Source organism: Caballeronia sp. AZ7_KS35 (assembly GCF_023631045.1).
In the GTDB taxonomy this organism is placed as follows: domain Bacteria; phylum Pseudomonadota; class Gammaproteobacteria; order Burkholderiales; family Burkholderiaceae; genus Caballeronia; species Caballeronia zhejiangensis.
The window spans coordinates 1-18,470 of the sequence record NZ_JALQDV010000061.1 but is presented as its reverse complement, the minus strand read 5'-3'; the positions used below and the strand labels follow the sequence as shown (position 1 = coordinate 18,470).

At 60.2% G+C, this 18,470-nt stretch carries 14 protein-coding genes; 8 read left to right on the top strand and 6 right to left on the bottom strand.

The annotated features are described in order from the left end of the window. Positions 1 to 1,580 (top strand): response regulator (locus tag NCT05_RS33050; protein ID WP_250504257.1); only part of this gene is annotated, 1,580 nt, incomplete at its 5' end. A gap of 471 nt (positions 1,581 to 2,051) precedes the next feature. Here the strand turns inward: NCT05_RS33050 and NCT05_RS33045 are convergent. Both NCT05_RS33045 and NCT05_RS33040 read right to left on the bottom strand, forming a co-directional pair. Continuing rightward, positions 2,052 to 2,933 carry a bestrophin family protein gene (locus tag NCT05_RS33045; RefSeq protein WP_250504256.1) on the bottom strand — a complete coding sequence of 294 codons (882 nt, stop codon included), beginning with the start codon at positions 2,931 to 2,933 and terminating at the stop codon, positions 2,052 to 2,054. 1 nt (position 2,934) lies between these two features. Continuing rightward, complete coding sequence (locus NCT05_RS33040; protein WP_250504255.1) at positions 2,935 to 3,618, bottom strand: carbonic anhydrase; 684 nt, start codon at positions 3,616 to 3,618, stop codon at positions 2,935 to 2,937. A gap of 398 nt (positions 3,619 to 4,016) precedes the next feature. Here NCT05_RS33040 and NCT05_RS33035 point away from each other — a divergent pair, with 398 nt between their 5' ends. Then, complete coding sequence (locus NCT05_RS33035; protein ID WP_143756427.1) at positions 4,017 to 4,229, top strand: hypothetical protein; 213 nt, start codon at positions 4,017 to 4,019, stop codon at positions 4,227 to 4,229. 388 nt (positions 4,230 to 4,617) lie between these two features. On the opposite strand, the gene NCT05_RS33030 is transcribed toward NCT05_RS33035, so the two are convergent. From NCT05_RS33030 to NCT05_RS33020, 3 genes are read right to left on the bottom strand one after another with little or no spacing between them, the layout of a single operon-like run. Then, the gene (locus NCT05_RS33030) at positions 4,618 to 4,914 is read right to left on the bottom strand and encodes an ArsR/SmtB family transcription factor (protein ID WP_250504254.1); all 297 of its coding nucleotides are present in this window, start codon (positions 4,912 to 4,914) and stop codon (positions 4,618 to 4,620) included. 3 nt (positions 4,915 to 4,917) lie between these two features. Next, positions 4,918 to 6,768, bottom strand: a complete 1,851-nt coding sequence (ilvB, locus tag NCT05_RS33025) for a biosynthetic-type acetolactate synthase large subunit (RefSeq protein ID WP_250504253.1) — start codon at positions 6,766 to 6,768, stop codon at positions 4,918 to 4,920. A gap of 11 nt (positions 6,769 to 6,779) precedes the next feature. Further along, the gene (locus tag NCT05_RS33020) at positions 6,780 to 9,551 is read right to left on the bottom strand and encodes a 2-oxoglutarate dehydrogenase E1 component (RefSeq protein WP_250504252.1); all 2,772 of its coding nucleotides are present in this window, start codon (positions 9,549 to 9,551) and stop codon (positions 6,780 to 6,782) included. 301 nt (positions 9,552 to 9,852) lie between these two features. Between NCT05_RS33020 and NCT05_RS33015 the strand changes: the two genes are divergently transcribed. Both NCT05_RS33015 and mug read left to right on the top strand, forming a co-directional pair. Then, on the top strand, positions 9,853 to 10,887 hold the full coding sequence (locus NCT05_RS33015; protein ID WP_250504251.1) for a GlxA family transcriptional regulator: 1,035 nt from the start codon (positions 9,853 to 9,855) through the stop codon (positions 10,885 to 10,887). Between the two features lie 27 nt (positions 10,888 to 10,914). Next, positions 10,915 to 11,421 (top strand): G/U mismatch-specific DNA glycosylase, encoded by a 507-nt coding sequence (gene mug, locus NCT05_RS33010; protein WP_284507620.1) that lies wholly within the window; start codon positions 10,915 to 10,917, stop codon positions 11,419 to 11,421. Between the two features lie 19 nt (positions 11,422 to 11,440). Here mug and NCT05_RS33005 read toward each other — a convergent pair whose 3' ends face one another. Next, positions 11,441 to 12,373, bottom strand: coding sequence for a LysR family transcriptional regulator (locus NCT05_RS33005; RefSeq protein WP_250504249.1), 933 nt, complete (start codon positions 12,371 to 12,373; stop codon positions 11,441 to 11,443). A gap of 257 nt (positions 12,374 to 12,630) precedes the next feature. On the opposite strand from NCT05_RS33005, the gene NCT05_RS33000 reads away from it, so the two are divergent. The 4 genes from NCT05_RS33000 to NCT05_RS32985 all read left to right on the top strand — a co-directional run bounded on the left by NCT05_RS33000 (position 12,631) and on the right by NCT05_RS32985 (position 17,701). Continuing rightward, on the top strand, positions 12,631 to 13,305 hold the full coding sequence (locus NCT05_RS33000; RefSeq protein ID WP_061121034.1) for an antibiotic biosynthesis monooxygenase family protein: 675 nt from the start codon (positions 12,631 to 12,633) through the stop codon (positions 13,303 to 13,305). Positions 13,306 to 13,435: 130 nt separating this feature from the next. Continuing rightward, positions 13,436 to 15,076, top strand: coding sequence for an MFS transporter (locus NCT05_RS32995; RefSeq protein ID WP_502801818.1), 1,641 nt, complete (start codon positions 13,436 to 13,438; stop codon positions 15,074 to 15,076). Positions 15,077 to 15,143: 67 nt separating this feature from the next. Next, a complete protein-coding gene (locus NCT05_RS32990) occupies positions 15,144 to 16,166 on the top strand; it encodes an HlyD family secretion protein (protein WP_502801819.1) in 1,023 nt (340 codons plus the stop codon). After that, positions 16,163 to 17,701: an efflux transporter outer membrane subunit gene (locus NCT05_RS32985; RefSeq protein ID WP_250504247.1), complete on the top strand. Its 1,539-nt coding sequence runs from the start codon at positions 16,163 to 16,165 to the stop codon at positions 17,699 to 17,701. Before NCT05_RS32990 ends, NCT05_RS32985 begins: the two co-directional genes overlap by 4 nt. Positions 17,702 to 18,470 lie beyond the last annotated feature (769 nt).

Sequence of the window (18,470 nt, the reverse complement as noted above, 5' to 3'; positions counted from 1 at the left end):
TGGCACACGATTTCAATAACGTCCTGCAGGTGCTACGGGGAAACCTGGAACTGCTCGAAAATCGATACGGACGGGACAACTGGACCGCGGAGCGCTTGGGCAAGGCGATTGACGCCGTGGATCGCGGCGCGAAATTGGCTTCGCAGCTGCTCGCTTACGGACGTCAGCAACCACTGGCGCCCCTTGTCATCAATCCCGCACGCCAGCTTCGCCTACTAGACGACCTGCTGCGCCGGGCGCTGGGCGAGACGATCGAAATCGAGTCCGTTGTGGCCGGCGGTCTGTGGAATATTCTCGTGGATCCGCATCAGTTGGAAAACGTGATTCTAAATTTGGCCATCAATGCACGCGATGCGATGCCGGACGGCGGGAAGCTCACGCTCGAACTTGCCAACGCGACGCTGGATGACGAATACGTATCGACGGTTCCTGACGTCAAGGCCGGACAGTACGTCATGCTGGCTGTCACCGATACAGGGACCGGCATGAGCCGCGAAGTGATGGAGCGCGCCTTCGATCCCTTCTTCAGCACGAAACCGGAAGGCGAAGGTACCGGCCTTGGACTGAGCATGGCGTATGGGTTTGTCAGGCAAAGCGAGGGACACATCAAGCTCTACAGTGAGATCGGCGAAGGAACAACAGTCAAGATCTACTTACCTCGCTCGACCGGTACGGCTGTTGAGTTCCCGCCGCGCGGGAGGGGCAGCGTGAAGCATGGCGAGGAGACCATTCTCGTCGTTGAAGATGATCCGCAGGTCCAATCGACGGTTGTCGAGCTTCTTACTGGTCTCGGCTACGCTGTGTTGAAGGCCAATGACGCCGAACAGGCACTGGCTGTGGTCGCCAGCGGCGTGCACATCGATTTGTTATTCACCGACGTGGTCATGCCCGGGGCGTTGCGTAGCCCCGACATGGCAAGGCAAGCCGCACAGATGCTTCCCGGACTCAAGGTGCTATTCACTTCAGGGTACACGCAGAACGCTATCGTCCACGGCGGCCGGCTGGACCCCGGCGTCGAGCTGCTCAGTAAGCCGTACAGCCGCCAGCAGCTCGCGACGAAGGTCCGGCAAGTTCTAGGCGACAGCGCTACCCAGGTCGTCGAGCAACCCTTTTCCGAATCTAGCGAAGAACCTGAAGGCCCGGTCCGGCGCCCCGAAGAGTTGCGCGTCCTCGCCGTAGACGATGACCCTGCGTCGCTCGACGCGCTCTGTGAACTGCTCCTGCTGCTGGGAATCGGCGCACGGCGCGCAGGAAACGCCGCGGCTGCGCTTGAAATGCTGCAAGCGGGCGACATCGACGTTCTTTTGACAGACGTCGTCATGTCCGATATGTCAGGGCTTGAACTGGCGCGCCGCGCCACGTCTATTCAACCGGATCTCCACGTTATTTTTTCGTCCGGGAACACGCCGCCGGAGCATGAGGCCCTGCATTTCAAATGGTCGGCGCTGCGCAAGCCATATTCGCTTGCGCAACTGCAAGATGCGCTGCACGCCGCCTGTGATCGTCAGCCAAAGCAGAAAGCAGGCAGCGGCGGTCACGAAAGCGTGCGCGACTCAGACGATTTGGACTCCGGATCCTAACGTCCTAAACCTACGCCGCTAGGACGTGCCGAGCTGACCTAAGTCGTCGCTGGTCGACCGATGCGTTGGGATTAACCCCGGTCGACTCGGTGAGCGAGATCCGCCAGCTCCGGACGTTCGCCGGGGTTCGCCCGCAGCTAGGCGAATGACAGCGTTACGGCGAGCGGACGATCTATCGCGAGGTCCTTCGAAGTGTGAGTGAGCCATTGGCCATCCGTTGTAAAAACGGAGGGATGGTCATTCGACACTATTCCGGCGCACAGGCCGGCGCCGCTCTCGCTCGCACGTCGAGACCGGCAAGGCGAACCGCGTTAATTCATCATGCTATCGCCCGGCTCCATGCAAAGCTGAACCAATCTCTCACGATCTCGTGAACCGTATTTTCTGCGACCATCTCGTCTCGAAAGCCAACGAGGGGCGCTTTCGTTGCTCCCTGACTGATGTCCCCGCGATTGCCTTGATCAGTGACGCCTACCACACAACGTTATTCTCAATTGGAATAGGTTTGATCGAATGCCTTTCGTCCAGTCCATCGAGTAGATCAATCTCAATCGCCCTCGCAAGCGTGGTTATAGGAACGTCGTTCTCAGTGTTGGCAAAGGGTTCTTGCATGTCACTACCTATTTTGAGAAGCGCAAGGAATAAGAAGCCAGCTGCAGTTGACCCTAATACTGTGTACCAGCCAAGAGACTCAACTAGTCCCAACGGCAGAAGAATACAAAAAACATGCGTGAAGAAGATCGGATAGGTAGAGTATTGCTTTGGAAACGGCGTGTTCTTGATCCGCTCCATTCCTCCTTGAGCATTCGATATGTCTGCCATGGTCCGCTCGATAGCGACGAGTCTCACACTATCTGCGTTGCATTGTCGAGCCACGATTTCCGCGGTCCGCCGTAATATCGCATTTGGGACATTCGCTACGCGACGCAAGTTCACAATCTCTTCTTGCGGGAGACGTAGGGACAGCTCTTCCCATGGCGACTCACGACGGAGGTGCAACCGCAGCGAATGGACGTATGCGACATGACGAAGCACGAGTTCTCGCTGCAAGGAGATCGATTCGCTAGCGGCCAGCATAACGACTTCCCGCGCGAAGGTTCGCGAGGCGTTCACTAACGATCCCCAGAGTGTTCGTGCCTCCCACCATCGCGCATATGCAGCCGTGTTCCTAAAACTCAGATATATCGCGACAACGGTCGCCATTAGTGACATCGGCAGCGCTGGGAAGTTTACCTTCGCGTGTGAACACAGGTACACGACAGTCACCACTATGTCCCACGCAAACAACAAGGCAAGCGGTCGCCCAACGTAAAGAAGTATTTGCCCAGCACGTACGCGCCCCGGGATTGTCATTTTAAAGCCCCTCTGCGCTACAAGCTCCGGCTCGGGAAAGCGGTTCGAACCTCTTCTGCGCCTCGTTAAGCATTGAAACAGTGCCGTGCTCAATGTCATACAACCAGCCATGAACCGTCAGTGCCGCTTGCGCAAGTCGAGCAGCAACCGACGGATGGGAACGCAAATGCATTAACTGCAGCCTGATGTTTTCCTCAACCAGTGCCTGGACAAGGGCTTTCCCCCTCCCAAGCTCGCGTGTAAGTACGACGCTGCGCGCGGCCTCGGCATTGCGCAGCCACGCTTGCACGGTCGGCATCGAATCAGCTACCGCTTGCTCAGCGGCTAGTCCCTTCATTGCGCCACACTCGGAGTGGCCGCAGATGATGATTTGCCTGACGCGTAGTGCAACAACCGCATATTCAATCACGGCAGACACCCCGCCCATCATTTCGCCAAAGCCAGGGACGATATTGCCGATATTTCGACAGACAAACAGCTCCCCGGGCTCGGTCTGTGTAATCAGCTCCGGGACAACCCTGGAATCTGCGCACGCGATGAACAACGTATGTGGGGACTGCCCCTCGGCAAGCCTTCTGTATAGTTCAAGGTTGCGCGGAAAAACGTCGTGACCAAAGGTGGCCGCACCTCGCACCAACTTTTGCAGATCGGCAGACTCCGGGACAACAGAAAGTTCGTTAAGCATTTTATGGAATCCTTAAGGTTGATGTCGATGAACGGCGAATGTCGCGAGCCCGGCCACATCTTTGCGGTTCTTAGACATCAGCGCTCGTAGTCTGTTAGAGACACCACTCGAGATGCCCAACCAGATGCTGAGGTCATCTACAGAGCCCATCGTATAGCCCAATAATTAGGTTTGAGTGAGTTGCAACGGCGTGCGTCGCTTCGGTAGCCTCGTCTGATCGGACCGTGGAATAAGCTTCTGCGCTACGTCCGGATGGCCACCGTAGCGAAGATTCCGGCTTGGGGGGTTAATTGACCGGACGATGGTAGTTAGCTGATAGAAACCTTCCGTGTGCGAGGACGGCCCAGGGTCGGGTCGCCCCGGTCCCCTCTTCAAATCCTCGATCGAAAGCGGGGTGCATGGCTGACTTTGCGCATCCCTGGAACATCGCAGCGTTACAGCAAATAGCAAGCGGTATGTTGACGAAAAAAATACTCCGCCAACCTTATCGCGCCGCGCAAGAGTGTCTTTCGAATGAACGGGCGGTTTCAGACCGGGTACTCGACGTCATCACTCAGGTTGTCAACATTGCTGCCCGTGGCGTCAGGATAGCCTGCGGCAATCAAGGTTAGAGAGCAAGTCCAGGAGGGCGGTATGCAGCGCGCGACCGTCACCTCCTTAGCGACCCAAAACAATCGCCTGCACCGTGTTCACGATGGAACGCGGCACCACCGGCATGCAAGGCTGCCTTCGCCCAGCATGGCGATGAAGACCGTAATCGCGTCCATTCGGCCCATACCGCCGAGCGCGTCGATTGATAGAGGAAACGCCCAATCTCCCGATTGAATAGCACGGGTGAAAACGCCGGAAGACGCGGTCGTCACGTTGATGTTGCTCTCCGGCGTGACGGGGGTAGCGCAGATGGCGCATGAGACATGGGTAGAAGGCATTCAGCCGCGCGCAACAGATTGGGCGTCGCCGTCGACGCCGGGGTCCACGTCTACAAACCCTCGGTACGAATCAAAACCGCTCAGCAATGTGCTTAATGAAGGCGTCAATCACCGCTTCGTTGCGCGAAAACAGCGCAAAGGAACCGACTCTCGTCGAGACGAGGAGACCCGCCTCGACCATTAACGCGAGATGCGCCGAGACGGTAGATTGAGACCGCCCGCTGCGCGCCTGAACAGTATTCGACGGCACGCCGTGCGGGAAGCGCGCGGCATTCGGCGCGAAGCTATGCTCCGGTGTTTTCAGCCACGCCAGAATGTCTCGCCGCAGCGGGTTCGCGAGCGCCTTGTGGATCAGATCCGCGTTCATGATTCAGAACATGTCTGTCATGCGTTTGCTGTCCGTGCCGTCAAAGGGCACTTCTCGTGCAGCCCGCGGTTCGATGAACGGCCCTGTAACCATGTGCGCATAACTTTGACCGGGACCGACCATCGGAAACACGTCGGCGTTCGGATCGATCATCACTTCAAGAAACGCGGGTCCATCAAATCGTACGAATGCGTTGAGCTTTTCTTCAAGTTCATCCAGTGTCTCCACTCGACTCGCGAACTCGAATCCATCGGCGCGCGCCGACAGCACAAAGTCCTTGCGATGAAGCGTCTTGTCGCTGACGAACATACGGCCGTCGTAAAAAAGACGCTGCCACTGCCGAATCATTCCATCGCCGCGATTGTTGAGCAGCAGCACCTTGACCGGCACGCCGTAAGTGCTTGCCGTTTCCAGTTCGCCTGCATTCATGCGAATGCTGCCGTCGCCATCGATGTCGATCACGAGCGCATCAGGTTTCGCGAACTGTGCGCCAATCGCGGCAGGCAGGCCAAAGCCCATCGTTCCCATGCTGCCTGACGTCAGGAAGCTGCGCGGCTCGGCAAACTTGAAGAACTGCGCGGCCCACATCTGATGCTGGCCCACGCCCGTCGTGATGATCGCGCGTCCAAGCGTGATGTCGCTGAGCATCTCGATGACTCGTTGCGGCTGGATGGCCCGACTGCGCCGGTCGTAGTTCATCCCGTGGCTGCGCTTGAGCGCCAGCACATGCGCGCTCCAGTCCGGTGACGGGCACGCCGCCGGCGCGCACGCTATCAATGCGCGCAACGCATCCTTTGCATCCCCGACGTGACTCCATTCCGCGCGCTTGACCTTGTCAATCTCCGCTTCGTCGATGTCGATATGCGCCACATGACGCGCTTTGGGCGCGAACGCGTCGGGCTGTCCGCCCGCCACCCGATCATCGAAACGTGCACCGACGGCGATGAGAAAATCGCAGTCTTCCACCGCATAGTTGGCGCATGCGGCCCCGTGCATGCCTAGCATGCCGAGCGCAAGTTCATGTTGGGGCGGCATCGCGCCGAGACCCATCAGAGTCGTCACAACGGGGATGCGAAAGCGCTCGCTAAACTGACGCAATTCTGCCGTCGCACCGGAGCCAATCACGCCGCCGCCTACATACAGCAACGGCCGCTTGCTTTGTGCGAGCATGGCGAAAAACGCCGAGCATTTCGCACCTTCGAGGCGCGCACCCCTAGCGACCTGACGCAGCCGATCCGAATAGCCGCGAAAATGCAGCGTTCCGTGCCCGCGATAGGGTCCCTTCCAGTTCTGGATGTCCTTTGGCACGTCCACCACAACGGGACCCGGACGTCCCGTGCGCGCAATCTCGAATGCAGTGCGCAGCGTCTGCTCGAGTTTGTCCGGATCGGTGACGAGAAAGACTTGTTTCGCGCATGCCGACATAATATTGAAGACCGGCGCTTCCTGAAACGCATCAGTACCGATCGCGGCGCGAGGGACCTGTCCGCAGATAAGAACAACCGGGACGGAGTCGCCGTTGCAGTCCGCGATCGGTGTCACCGCGTTCGTCGCGCCGGGACCCGACGTGACCATGAATACGCCGACTTTCCCGCTTGCGCGGGCGTAGCCGGCAGCCATGAAGCCGGCGGACTGCTCGTTGGCGGGCACGACGAAGTTGATCTGCCGCGTCGGTTCGTGCTTATGCATTTCATTGAAGCGAAACACGGCGTCGTATGTCGGCAAGATCGCGCCGCCGCTGTAGCCGAACAGCGTATCGACGCCCTCTTCTGCGAGCACGCGCAGTATGACATCGGCGCCGGAGATGAGGTGATCCGTCTGCGCTGGTTTGAAAAGCGTTGGGTTCTGAGTCATGTCGGGTTCTCTCACTTAGCGAACGCACGCGCGATGACGTCCGCATGCCGCGCCGCATGGATCGCGTAATATCCCGGCGCGGTTGACGCCGACGCGGACGGTCCCACATACGACAGCGTCGCACGCGTAGGCAAGAGCTCGCGCAACTGCGGCTCGACGAAACTCCACGCGCCCTGATTGCGCGCCTCTTCCTGACACCAGACGACGCGCTTCAGATTCGGGTAGTGGGCCAACTCGGCGGCCAACTGTTGCGCCGGGAATGGATACAGCTGCTCGATACGAATGATCGGCGTAGCGTAGATAGCGTGTTTCCGGCGATAGTCCAGCAGATCGAAATAGACCTTACCTGTAGCGACGATCAAGCACTCCGAAGGTTCCATGCGCTCGCCTTCGGCCAGGATCTCGTAGAACGCGCCGCCTGATAGCTCTGCCATCGTGCTGACTGCCTCCGGATGCCTAAGCAGCGACTTGGGCGTCATCACGATTAGCGGCCGCTTGTCGGCAGACGCTGCCTGCGTGTGCAGCAAAGCAAACAGTTGCGCAGGCGTTGTTGGCTGGGTCACGCGCATGTTGTCCTGCGCGCTTAGTTGCAGATAACGCTCCAGCCGCGCCGATGCGTGCTCAGGACCTTGCCCCTCCTGGCCGTGCGGCAGGAACAAGGTCAACCCGCTTTGCTGTCCCCACTTTGCGCGGGCGGCAGCGATGAACTGATCGATGACCACCTGTGCGCCGTTCGCGAAGTCACCGAACTGCGCCTCCCAGATCACGAGCGCATTGTGATTCACCGTCGAGTAGCCGTATTCGAACGCGAGCACGGCAGCTTCAGAGAGAATCGAATTCGTCACGGTAAAGCGCCCCTGCTTCTCACCGACATGCTCCAGCGGAACGAATACACCGTCCGAACGTGTCGTGCGCGACTGATTGTGCAGCATTGCGTGGCGTTGATTGAACGTGCCTCGTGCGCTGTCCTGCCCGCTCAGGCGTACATCGATGCTCTGCGCGAGCAGTGACGCGAACGCAAGGTGCTCCGCCATGCCCCAGTCGAGCGGCCTCTTTCCGCTCGCCATGTCACGGCGCGCGGCGATCGTTTTGTTGACGAGAGGATGAAGTGCGTAGCCATCGGGCACGCTCGAGATCCGTCGCGCGAGCATGCTCAGTCGCTCCGGCGATGGGGCATCGAGATGAACTTGAGAGAGCGCCGGCGCAGACTTCGTATCGGCGGTGGCTCCACTGAACGATTTGCGACAAGCATCGACCAGCGCCTCGACCTGTTCCAACGTCATCAGGCCCTGTTTAACGAGCTTTTGCGCGTAGACCGTCCGCGCGCCCGGATGCGCCGCAATCGCGCGATACATCAGCGGCTGCGTGATAGCCGGGCTATCCTGCTCCTGGTGTCCGTGTTTGCGAAAGCACACGAGATCGATGACCACGCTGCGCCCAAACTCGGCGCGATAATCGAGCGCGAGATGCACCGCCAGGGCTACGGCTTCCGGATCGTCGCCGTTGACGTGCAGTACGGGCGCCTCGATCATCTTGACAATATCGGTCGCATAGAACGATGAGCGCGTGTCGCGAGGGTCCGACGTCGTAAAGCCGATCTGATTGTTCACGACCACGTGAACGGTGCCACCCGTCCCATGTCCGCGTGTACGAGAGAGGCTCAGCGTTTCCATCACGACGCCTTGCCCCGACATCGCGGCATCGCCGTGAATCTCGACGGGCAGCACGGTCGCGCGGTCATCGGGCGCCAAGGCGTCCGCTTTCGCGCGCGCCATGCCCTGCACGACTGGATTGACCACTTCGAGATGGGACGGATTGAAGGCGAGCGTCACTTCCACAGGACCATCATCGGTCTGTGTGATCGAGCTATAGCCCTTGTGATATTTGACATCGCCCTCGGGCAGCGCCTCGGCATTCTTGCCTTCGAATTCATCGAAGAGCGCATGCAGTGGCTTACCCGCGACGTTGACGAGCACATTCAGACGCCCCCGGTGCGCCATGCTCATCACGACGGAACGCACGGCTTTGGAGGCGCCGTAGCGCACGAGTTCATCCAGCAGCACGATCAGCGATTCACCGCCTTCGAGCGAAAACCGCTTCTGCCCAACATAGCGGGTATGAAGATGCTTTTCGAGCCCTTCCGCCGCCGTGAGCCGTTCGAGAAAGCGGCGCTTGCGCTCAACCGAGAACGAACGCTTCGCTCGCGTGGATTCGAAGCGCAGCTCCCACCAGTGTCGTTCGTTCGCATCGGCGAGATGCATAAATTCAGCACCGAGGGTGCCGGTGTAAGTTTCTTCGAGCGCCGTCACGATCTCCTGTAGCGTCGCATCTCCATCGAAGAGATACGTGTCGGCGGTGCTAAAGCGCGTCGACAGGTCGCTTGATGTCAAACCGTAATACGCCGTCGTAAGTTCCGGCAGCATGCGCCGCGTCGTCCATTGCAGCGGGTCGAGACTGGCGCTGCGCGTACCGATCGTACGAAACGCCGCAATCAGCGACTGAACCGCCACCTGCTTTCTCGCGAGCGCGAGACCGCCTTCCATCGAAGATGAAGCGCTGCGTGAACGTCGTGCGAGTTCGATGAAGTTGGACACGACCGGCAAATGCGGTTCGTCATCGCGATCGCTGCCGTCGATCGCGGGCGTTTCGCGCAATGCATTGAAATACGCGCGCCATTCTTCGGTAACCGACGCCGGATCGGCAAGATACGACTCATACTGCTCTTCCACATACGGAGCATTGGCTCCGAACAGGAACGTGCTTTGGAGTTTCTCGATCAACATGATGACCTTCCTTTGCCCCGCCCGTCCCTTTCCGGGATGGGCGATGTACTAGTGCGCGGAGTGCCGCGTGCCTGAACCCAAGTCTAGCCAGCCGCATTTGCGCCAGCGGGGGTATTTGACTCGTTCTCAGGCCAGTTGATGTCTGATTCGAGCCACCGTGGTCGGCCGCGCTAGCACAGCCTGCTTGTTACATGGCGGTAAAAGTCATTTGCCGGCCGAGGTGTCATTCTCGTGATGCGCTGGCGATAGACTAGGGTCACCGTTGCGCAAGGCAATGCATCTACTTGATGAGGGTTTCGACATGAAGGTCGCCATTGTTCTGTTCGACGGTGTGCAGGCACTCGATGTCGCTGGCCCGCTCGATGTCTTCGCCGAAGCTAACACTCATTTGCCCGCTCATCGGCAATACGAGGTTTCGCTCGTCGGACGGGAAGCCGGCATCGTGACGTGCTCGAACGGCATGCAGATCATCGTGCCGAACAGCTATTGCGAATCCGATACGCAATACGATCTGCTGCTCGTGGCCGGAGGGCCGCAATTGCCCGACTGGGAACCGCCTGTCGAGTTTCTTGCGTGGCTTCGCAAGCAAGCGCGCGGCGCGGCGCGATTTGGCTCGGTCTGTAACGGTGCGTTCGTACTCGGACACGCCGGTCTGCTCGACGGTCAACTCGTGACGACGCATTGGTCGGATGCAGGACGGCTCGCAAAGAAATTCCCGCACGCGCGGGTGCAGCCGGACAAGATTTTCATTCGTGACGGACGTCTGTTCACGTCTGCTGGCGTGTCGGCCGGCATCGATTTGAGTCTTTCGCTCGTCGCCGAAGACTGGGGCCACGAGCAGGCAGTGCGGGTTGCCAAGCGTCTGGTGGTCTATATTCAGCGCGAAGGCGGCCAGTCGCAATACAGCCCTTACGTGAGCGCGGACAAGGAAGAAGCGCCAATTATCGGCAAGGTGCATCGGTACGTGACAGAGCATCTGGCCGATGCGCTGTCGATCGAGCAACTGGCCAGCGCAGTTTCCGTGAGTCGCCGAACGTTCTCGCGCATGTTCGCCAAGCACGCGAAGGTGACACCATCCGCGTTCGTCGAACAGGTTCGCGTCGATACCGCGAGGCAGCTTCTGGAAGCCAGCGATGCTCCGCTCAAGACCATCGCATTCAAGTGCGGCTTCCATAGCGCGACGCACATGCGCATGACCTTCGTGCGGCGGCTTAACGTCACACCCAAACAGTACCGCGCGCGATTCCGTGGAACACCGGATGTCATCGCGAGGCAGGCCGTGCGTGAGACCGTCGCAGAAGCCCCGATGCTCGAAGAATTCGCGGAAGCTGCGTAATCGGAGCCATTCGTGAAAGAGACCGTCTTGTCGCAATCACTCCCGGATATTCTCGCGCCCGGTCTTTCGGTCGTCTTCTGCGGAATCAACCCGGGCCTGCGCGCGGCGGCCGCCGGCCATCACTTCGAAGGCAGAAACAATCGATTCTGGCGCGCCGTTCATCTTGCTGGCTTCACGCCGACACAGCTTCGTCCCGAAGACGATCGCACGTTCCTCGATTTCGGTTATGGACTGACCACGGCGGTTGCGCGTCCGACGGCACGCGCGGATGAGCTGAGCCCCGCGGAGATACGGGCGGCGACGTCGGGAATCGAGCAGAAGATGTCAGCAATCGCGCCGCGTTATATTGCCTTTCTTGGCAAGACGGCCTTGTCCGCGATGACAGGCGAGCGCGATATCACATGGGGAAAGCAGGCGATGCGTTTCGGCGGCGCAGATACTTGGGTGTTGCCCAATCCCAGCGGGCTTAACCGGTCATTCACGCTGGAAGCCCTCGTGAACGCTTATCGCGAATTGCGCATTGCGGTGGCCTAAGCAGAAATTCATCCCGGGTCTATTTTCTCCGGATCGATCGCACGTCGTGTCCGCACTGCAGTTCCGTGTGGCCGCGCAAGGTTTCGGTAACGAACTCAAGAAACGCACGGATCTTTCCGCTCGTACCGCGACGCTCCACATGCAGGAGATTGACTGGAACCGCGTCTGGCTCGAACGCCGAGAGAATGGGCCGCAAGGTGCCGCCCTTCACCTCGGGCGTCGCCTGGTAGGAAAGCAACTGCGTGATGCCAACGCCGTCCTTCGCCGCCGCGATGGCCGCGGGCGCAAGATCGACGATCATGCGTGGCTGCAAGCGCACCGGCAAACGTACGCCACCCTCAACGAAGACCCACTCGAGTGCGTTCGTCACGCCCGTGAAGGACACGCAGTCGTGCCCGGTCAGTTCGCGTGGATGCCCCGGCTCGCCGCGCGCTTTGAGATAACACGGCGCGGCATATGTTCTGCGTCGAACAGAACCAAGCGGCACCGCGAATGTCGTCGAATCGCCCAAATGACCGATGCGAATCGCGATATCGACGCCTTCATCAAGCAATCGCGTGGTGCGGTCCACATAGACGGCATTGATGCTTACGTCCGGATAGCGCAGCGCGAAGGCGTTGACGAGTGGTGCGACGAATCGCTGGCCGAACAGCACCGGCGCGGATACAGTGAGCGTGCCCACCGGTTTTCGGTGATATGCGCCGATATTCGCCTCAGCATCGGCGAGGCAATCGAGAACCTTGCGACAGGCATCAAGAAAGGCTACGCCGGCATCGGTCGGGCGCACAGAACGCGTCGTACGAGCGAGCAGCTGCGCGCCCATGCGCGCTTCGAGCGCGTTGAGCGCGCGCGACACCGCGGCGGTCGACAACCCGAGCTTCTGCGAAGCGCTGGTCAAACCACCGCTGTCCACGATGGCGACGAATACTTCCATCTCCCGCAATCTGTCCATTCCCAATCCAACTCACGACTCGTCTGCGTTGCAATCTTATCGACCCCGGCCCAGAGAAGTTCGTCTGCTCGGTGAACTGGCCTAAGTCGCACACACATTGGCCCATAAGTCACGCATGGCCAGCGCTTGCTATCCATTGGCCCGATTCGAGCCTCCATCTTTCTATGGTAAAGCGACGCCGTCTTCGACAATGACGCGACGCCCACAAGTTATCGGGCGATGTCGCTTCGTATGGCCAACCCTTTAGAGAGTCCCGCATGTTCTCAGCAATGTTAGAAGTCAATCCGGTTCCCGATCAATTTGATGTCTATCTCGGCATGGCAAAGATGCTGCGCCCCGAGCTCGAACAGATCGAAGGATTTGTGGACAACACGCGTTATGCGAGCCTGGCCCGCAAAGGATGGCTGCTTTCACTGTCAAGCTGGCGCGACGAAAAGGCGCTCGTGCGGTGGCGCACGACAAGCAAGCATCACAAGATTCAGCAGGCCGCGCGTGACCGCGTGTTCGCAGACTATCGCCTGCGCATCGGACAGTTGGTATCCGACACGCATGTGCCCGAAGGCCAGGCGCTAACCGAACAACGCCTCGACGTCACCCAAGCCGGCGCAGGCAAAGCCGTAACCTTGCTCGATGCGATGCGCGCGCCCGAGTGGATTGCGCAGGCGAGCGCGCAAAGCGTTGCGGAATCGCTAGGGCTCGATACGCAAGCGCAGGGCCTCGTCGCGTGGGATGCGTTCAATGCGCTGCTATCGCCCGGAGATGCGATCGTCGTCGCGACTTGGCGCGATCAGGCAGCCGCCGACGCATTCGAGCGCGATGCCGCCCAACTTAATGATGTACGCCTCCGCCATATTCGCGTGATCCGTGAGTACGGGATGTTCGATCGGCGTGAAGCGCCGCAGTATTTCCCTGATGTGGAACGCAAAAGCTAATGCCGTAGCGAGATATCCACACTGGCAGAAATCACGCACGAAATGGCCCAATAACCGACCTCTTTTCGCTTCAGCAAGCGAGGCTCTCTTTCTAGAATTCCCCTAAGCCGATACACGATCGAGAGCCTCTATGAATAGCGCCAATTCACCGACGAACATGACCCCGGACCCGGTCATCGAAGATGCGCCCGCGCTTCTCGCCGCGAGCAAGGCGCCTTCGTCGGCGCCGGTGCAGTCCGCGTTGTCGCTCCGTCTTGCCATCGGTCTGATCGGCATGCTCTTCGCCTCGCTGCTTGCGATACTCAACGAACAGGTCACCGCCTTCGCACTAGCCGATATTCAAGGCGCACTTTCGATCGGTCACGACGACGGCACTTGGCTGACCACTTCGTTCGAAGCAGCCAATGTCACCACAATGGTGTTCGCGCCGTGGTTCGGCATCACATTCACGCTCAAGAGATTCACGATCGCCGCCGTTCTTGCCACGATGTTCTTCGGCTTCCTTTGTCCCTTCTCACCCAACCTTGCGTCGCTCTACACGTTGCGGGTGTTGCAGGGTATTGCGGGTGGCTGTCTTCCGCCGATGCTGATCATCGTGGCGCTGCGCTATCTTCCGCCAAAGATCAAGTTATACGGGCTCGCCGGCTACGCGATGACCGCGACTTTCGGACCCGCGCTCGGCACGCCGCTCGCCGCGTTATGGACCGAGTTCTTCAACTGGAAGATGGCGTTCTGGCAGATCATGCCGCTCGGCCTCGCGACCTGCGTGGCGATCCAGTGGGGCCTGCCCTCTGATCCGCTCAAGCTCGAACGTCTTCGCTCTTTCAACTGGTGCGGCTTCATGACCGGCGGCCCGGCGGTCGCAATGCTCGTCATCGGCCTGTTGCAAGGCGAACGGCTTGACTGGCTAAACTCGGATTTCATCCGCGTGATGTTCGTCGGCGGTTCTGCATTGCTCGCCATATTTCTCGTCAATGAATGGTTTCATCCGGCGCCGTTTTTCAAGCTCCAATTGCTGTCGCGAAGAAACTTCTCTCATGGCCTCGCGACACTATCAGGCGCGGTTATCCTGTTAGTGGGCGTTGCCGCAATACCTGGCCAGTTCCTCGCGCGAATCCACGCATACAGGCCGCTGCAAACGGCGCCCCTTTCACTGCTAGTCGCCGTTCCGCTTTTGCTCACGCTGCCGCTGACGGCCGCCCTCCTAAACCTGAAGCGCGTCGATTCACGCTGGATCATGGCGCTCGGCCTGTCGTTGATGATCGCGACCTGCGCGATGGGCAGCTTCATGACCTCCGAGTGGATCCGCGATAACTTCTATTGGCTCCAGTCTTTGCAGATCGTCGCGCAACCTATGGTGATTCTCGCGATTCTGATGGGCGTGACGACAGGCTTACCGCCGACCGAAGGCCCGTTTGCCTCGGCGATGTTTAACTCGCTCAAGACATTCAGCGCGGCTGTCGCGAGCGCGCTCATTGAAGGGCTTGGCACCGCGCGCGCGCGCTTCCATTCGAACATGCTCGTCGATCAACTCGGCAATCGCGCGCTCGTCACCGATCGGAGCGTCGAGACCGCGCATGGCGTGGCCCAGCTTGCGCATCGGGCTCATGAACAGGCGCTCGTGCTGATGTCCGCCGACCTTTACCGCGTGATGGCGTGCATTGCCTTCACGTTGCTTCTCCTCATTCCGGTGTTGCCCGTGCGCATATCTCCGCCATGGGCCGCGACGCCGCGCCCTTCATCCCAGTCTTCGCCGCAGTCCTCGCGTTAAGGGGAGTTATTCCATGTCATCCTTCAAGCTCTCCCGTTCAAAGCTAATCCGTGTCGTGGTGCCCGTGATGGCAGTCGCCATTGGCGCCTGGGCATGCGTCAGGCTTCTTTCCGATTCCCATACCGAATCGACGAACGACGCGTATGTTCAGGCCGATTTCACGCTCGTCGCACCGCGGGTCGCCGGACAGATCTCCGACGTGCTCGTCGACGACAACCAGTCGGTCAAATCCGGCCAACTGCTTGTGCGCATTGATGACCGCGACTATCGGGCCGCGTTGATGAGCGCCGATGCTGACGTCGCTGCAGCGCGTGCGGCCGTCGCCAATTTCGATGCCGAGATTGCGCGGCACCCTTCGCTCGTCGAACAGGCACGGGCGACGCTGCGATCCGACGATGCCGCGATCGACTTCGCGCGCGCGAATGCCGCGCGGTATCAGAACCTGTCGGATGCGGGCGCGGGCACGGCGCAGGAACAGCAGCACGCGTGGAGCACGCTTGCACAGCAGCTCGCGCAGCAGGCTCACGACCGTGCCGCCTTGGCGACCACTCAGCAGAATCTCGATGTGCTGCGCACGCAGCGCGACAAGGCCGCCGGCGCGCTGGCCCGCGCCGAAGCCGTGCGCGAGCAGGCGAAGCTGAACCTGTCGTACACAGAGATTAGAGCCCCCGTCGATGGCAAGGTTGGGCGCCGCTCAGCGCGTGTCGGCGCGTTTGTGGCGCCAGGCGCGCCGGTGCTCGCCATCGTCCCGCTTTTGGATGCGTACGTGGTCGCCAACTTCCAGGAGAATCAGATCACGCGGATGCGCCCCGGTGAAACCGTGCGCATTAAGGTGGACAGCATCCCGGGCGTGGCCATCAAAGGTCACGTCGATAGCCTTGCCCCCGCGACCGGTGTGAGCTTCGCGCCTATCGCGCCGGACAACGCGACCGGCAATTTCACCAAGATTGTGCAGCGCGTTCCCGTGAAGATCACGATCGATCGCGGACAGGAAGCCGCAGCAGCGTTGAGCGTCGGGCTTTCGGTCGAGGCGGAAGTCGCGCTCGGACAAGGCGGCCAGGCGCTTGCGCAGAGAGGCGATGCAAAATGAACACGAACGGACCAACGGTGCGCGGAATCGCACTCGCCATCCTCTCGGCTCTCGCGATGGTCGGCTGCACGGTCGGACCGGACTTCGTGCCGCCGAAGTCCGTCACGCCCGATGTCTTCGAGCGGACGCAAACGGCGCAAGCGCCGAGCAAGCCGGTCGAAGCGGACTTCAACCCCGACTGGTGGACGCTTTTCGACGATCCTGTGTTGAATACCTTGGAACAGCGTCTCGCCGGTGCTAACCTCGACGTCGCCGCCGCGTCCGCGCGCTTGCGCCAAAGCCGCGCCGAACAGCGCGTAGCCGGCGCGGCCGCGCTGCCGACGCTCGGCGGCGCGGCGTCGTACAACCGGGAGCGCGGCAGCGAGAACGGCATTCTTTCGCTGCTCGGCGTGACGCCATCGCAGAGCCAGCCACAATCCGCATCCGGCAGCGCGCCGCTCGGTGTATCGGCGATGCCGGGGTCCAAGGGCTCTCCCGCGTACGACGTGTATCAGGCGGGCTTCGATGCATCGTGGGAACTCGATATCTGGGGCCGCGTGCGCCGCAGTGTCGAAGCGACGGGCGCCTTGTCCGACGCTTCTTTTGAGGACCGCAATGCGATACTGCTGTCGGCACGCGCCGAACTCGCGCGCGACTATATCGCGTTGCGCGACACGCAGTCATTGCTGGAAATCGCAAAGCAGAATCTTGACATCGCGCGCGACTCCGTGAAACTCACGCGCATACGCGTGCGAGAAGGCGTCACGACCGACCTCGACGTCGCCAATGCGTGCGCGCAGATGGAAACCATCGAGAGTCTGATTCCGACGCTTGAATCCCAGCGCGATACGACCGTCAACGCGATCGGCGTGTTGCTTGGCGAGGAGCCGGGCGAGCTGCGCGAGATGCTTGCGGCGTCGCGTGAGGTGCCCACGCTGCCGGAACGGATTCCGATCGGCTTTCCGTCGGAGCTTGCCGAGCGCCGGCCGGACATCAAGCGCGCGGAGGCTCAACTGCATGCGGCGACGGCGTCGATTGGCATGGCGAAGGCTGATTTTTATCCGCGGATATCGCTCAACGGCAGCGCTGGCTTTCAAAGTCTGCAACTTTCGAGTCTCGCCAGTTGGGCTTCCGGGCAGTTCGTGGTCGGTCCGTCGATAATCTTTCCGATCTTCGAAGGAGGCCGGCTCAAGGGGACCCTGCAATTGCGCGAAGCGCAACAGCAGGAAGCGGCGATCATGTACAAACGCACCGTGCTCGAAGCATGGCGCGAGGTGGACGATGCGCTCCTCGTCTACGACGCGGAGCAACGCCGGCACGAGCGGCTCGCGTCGGTCGTCACGCTTAATCAGCGCGCGCTTGGCATCGCGCAGCAGCGCTACAAGGCCGGCGCACTCGACTATCTCGATGTGCTTAACGTGCAGAAGCAGTTGCTCGACGCGCAGAGTAAGCTCGAGCAGAGCAAGGCGACGGCGGCGGAAAATCTCATCACGCTGTGCAAGGCGCTTGGCGGCGGATGGGAATCCACCTACGCTCGCGGAGTCGCTGCGCGCTGATCGTCCCGTTCTTTGCGGAATGAAGCCGGGGGCTGACGCTCTTCGCAACTTTATCGAACCGAAGCCCGGTCCCGATGGCGTGCCTTCTCGGAGACGTTGTAGAGCAGCGCACGGCAACGATATTGTGCGTGTCGCGGAGTTAGAACAACCCAATCCCGAGCGGAAGGATTCGACGAGACTCGCACGGCCGCCGCTTGTATTGCAGGGCATCGAAAATCGCGCGATTTGTCGCCGCCGAGATTTTTTGCTCGCTGGTGCGAGATTGACCGCAGTTGACGAATAACCGTCGCCACCCAAGTGTCGAACGCAAGCGCATCGTTGGCGTCCGGCACCATGTCTCCCCAGCGCACGCGCCCTCCCTGCCTTTCAGCCGTGAACTAACGGCGTGTTGCCGAGATAGTAGCCAGAATACATAACGCACAGTCTTCAAAGGTGTGACCCTGCGCCAGGTGCACCGCTTACCGCGCCAGCCCTGTCTTGCGCGAGCCTGCCGACGTTATATGCGGTCTCACTAAGTGCGGCTGACGCCCTCAACATTCGTCGCAACGGCCCAATGATAGTGATACCAGACGGCTACTGCGAAAGCTGCTAGAGCCGCCTGCCAACGTGTACCGGCTGGTGTCTGAATCGCAGGAACGCGTTTGACTGCAAGTGTCTGATCGAAGGGAGCAGTTCGACCCCAGTTCGAATCACTAGTGCATTGCATCATTGAATTGGCACCCCAAGTGTGTTCAGATGCAGGTCATGGGCAAAATGAATCTGACCGATA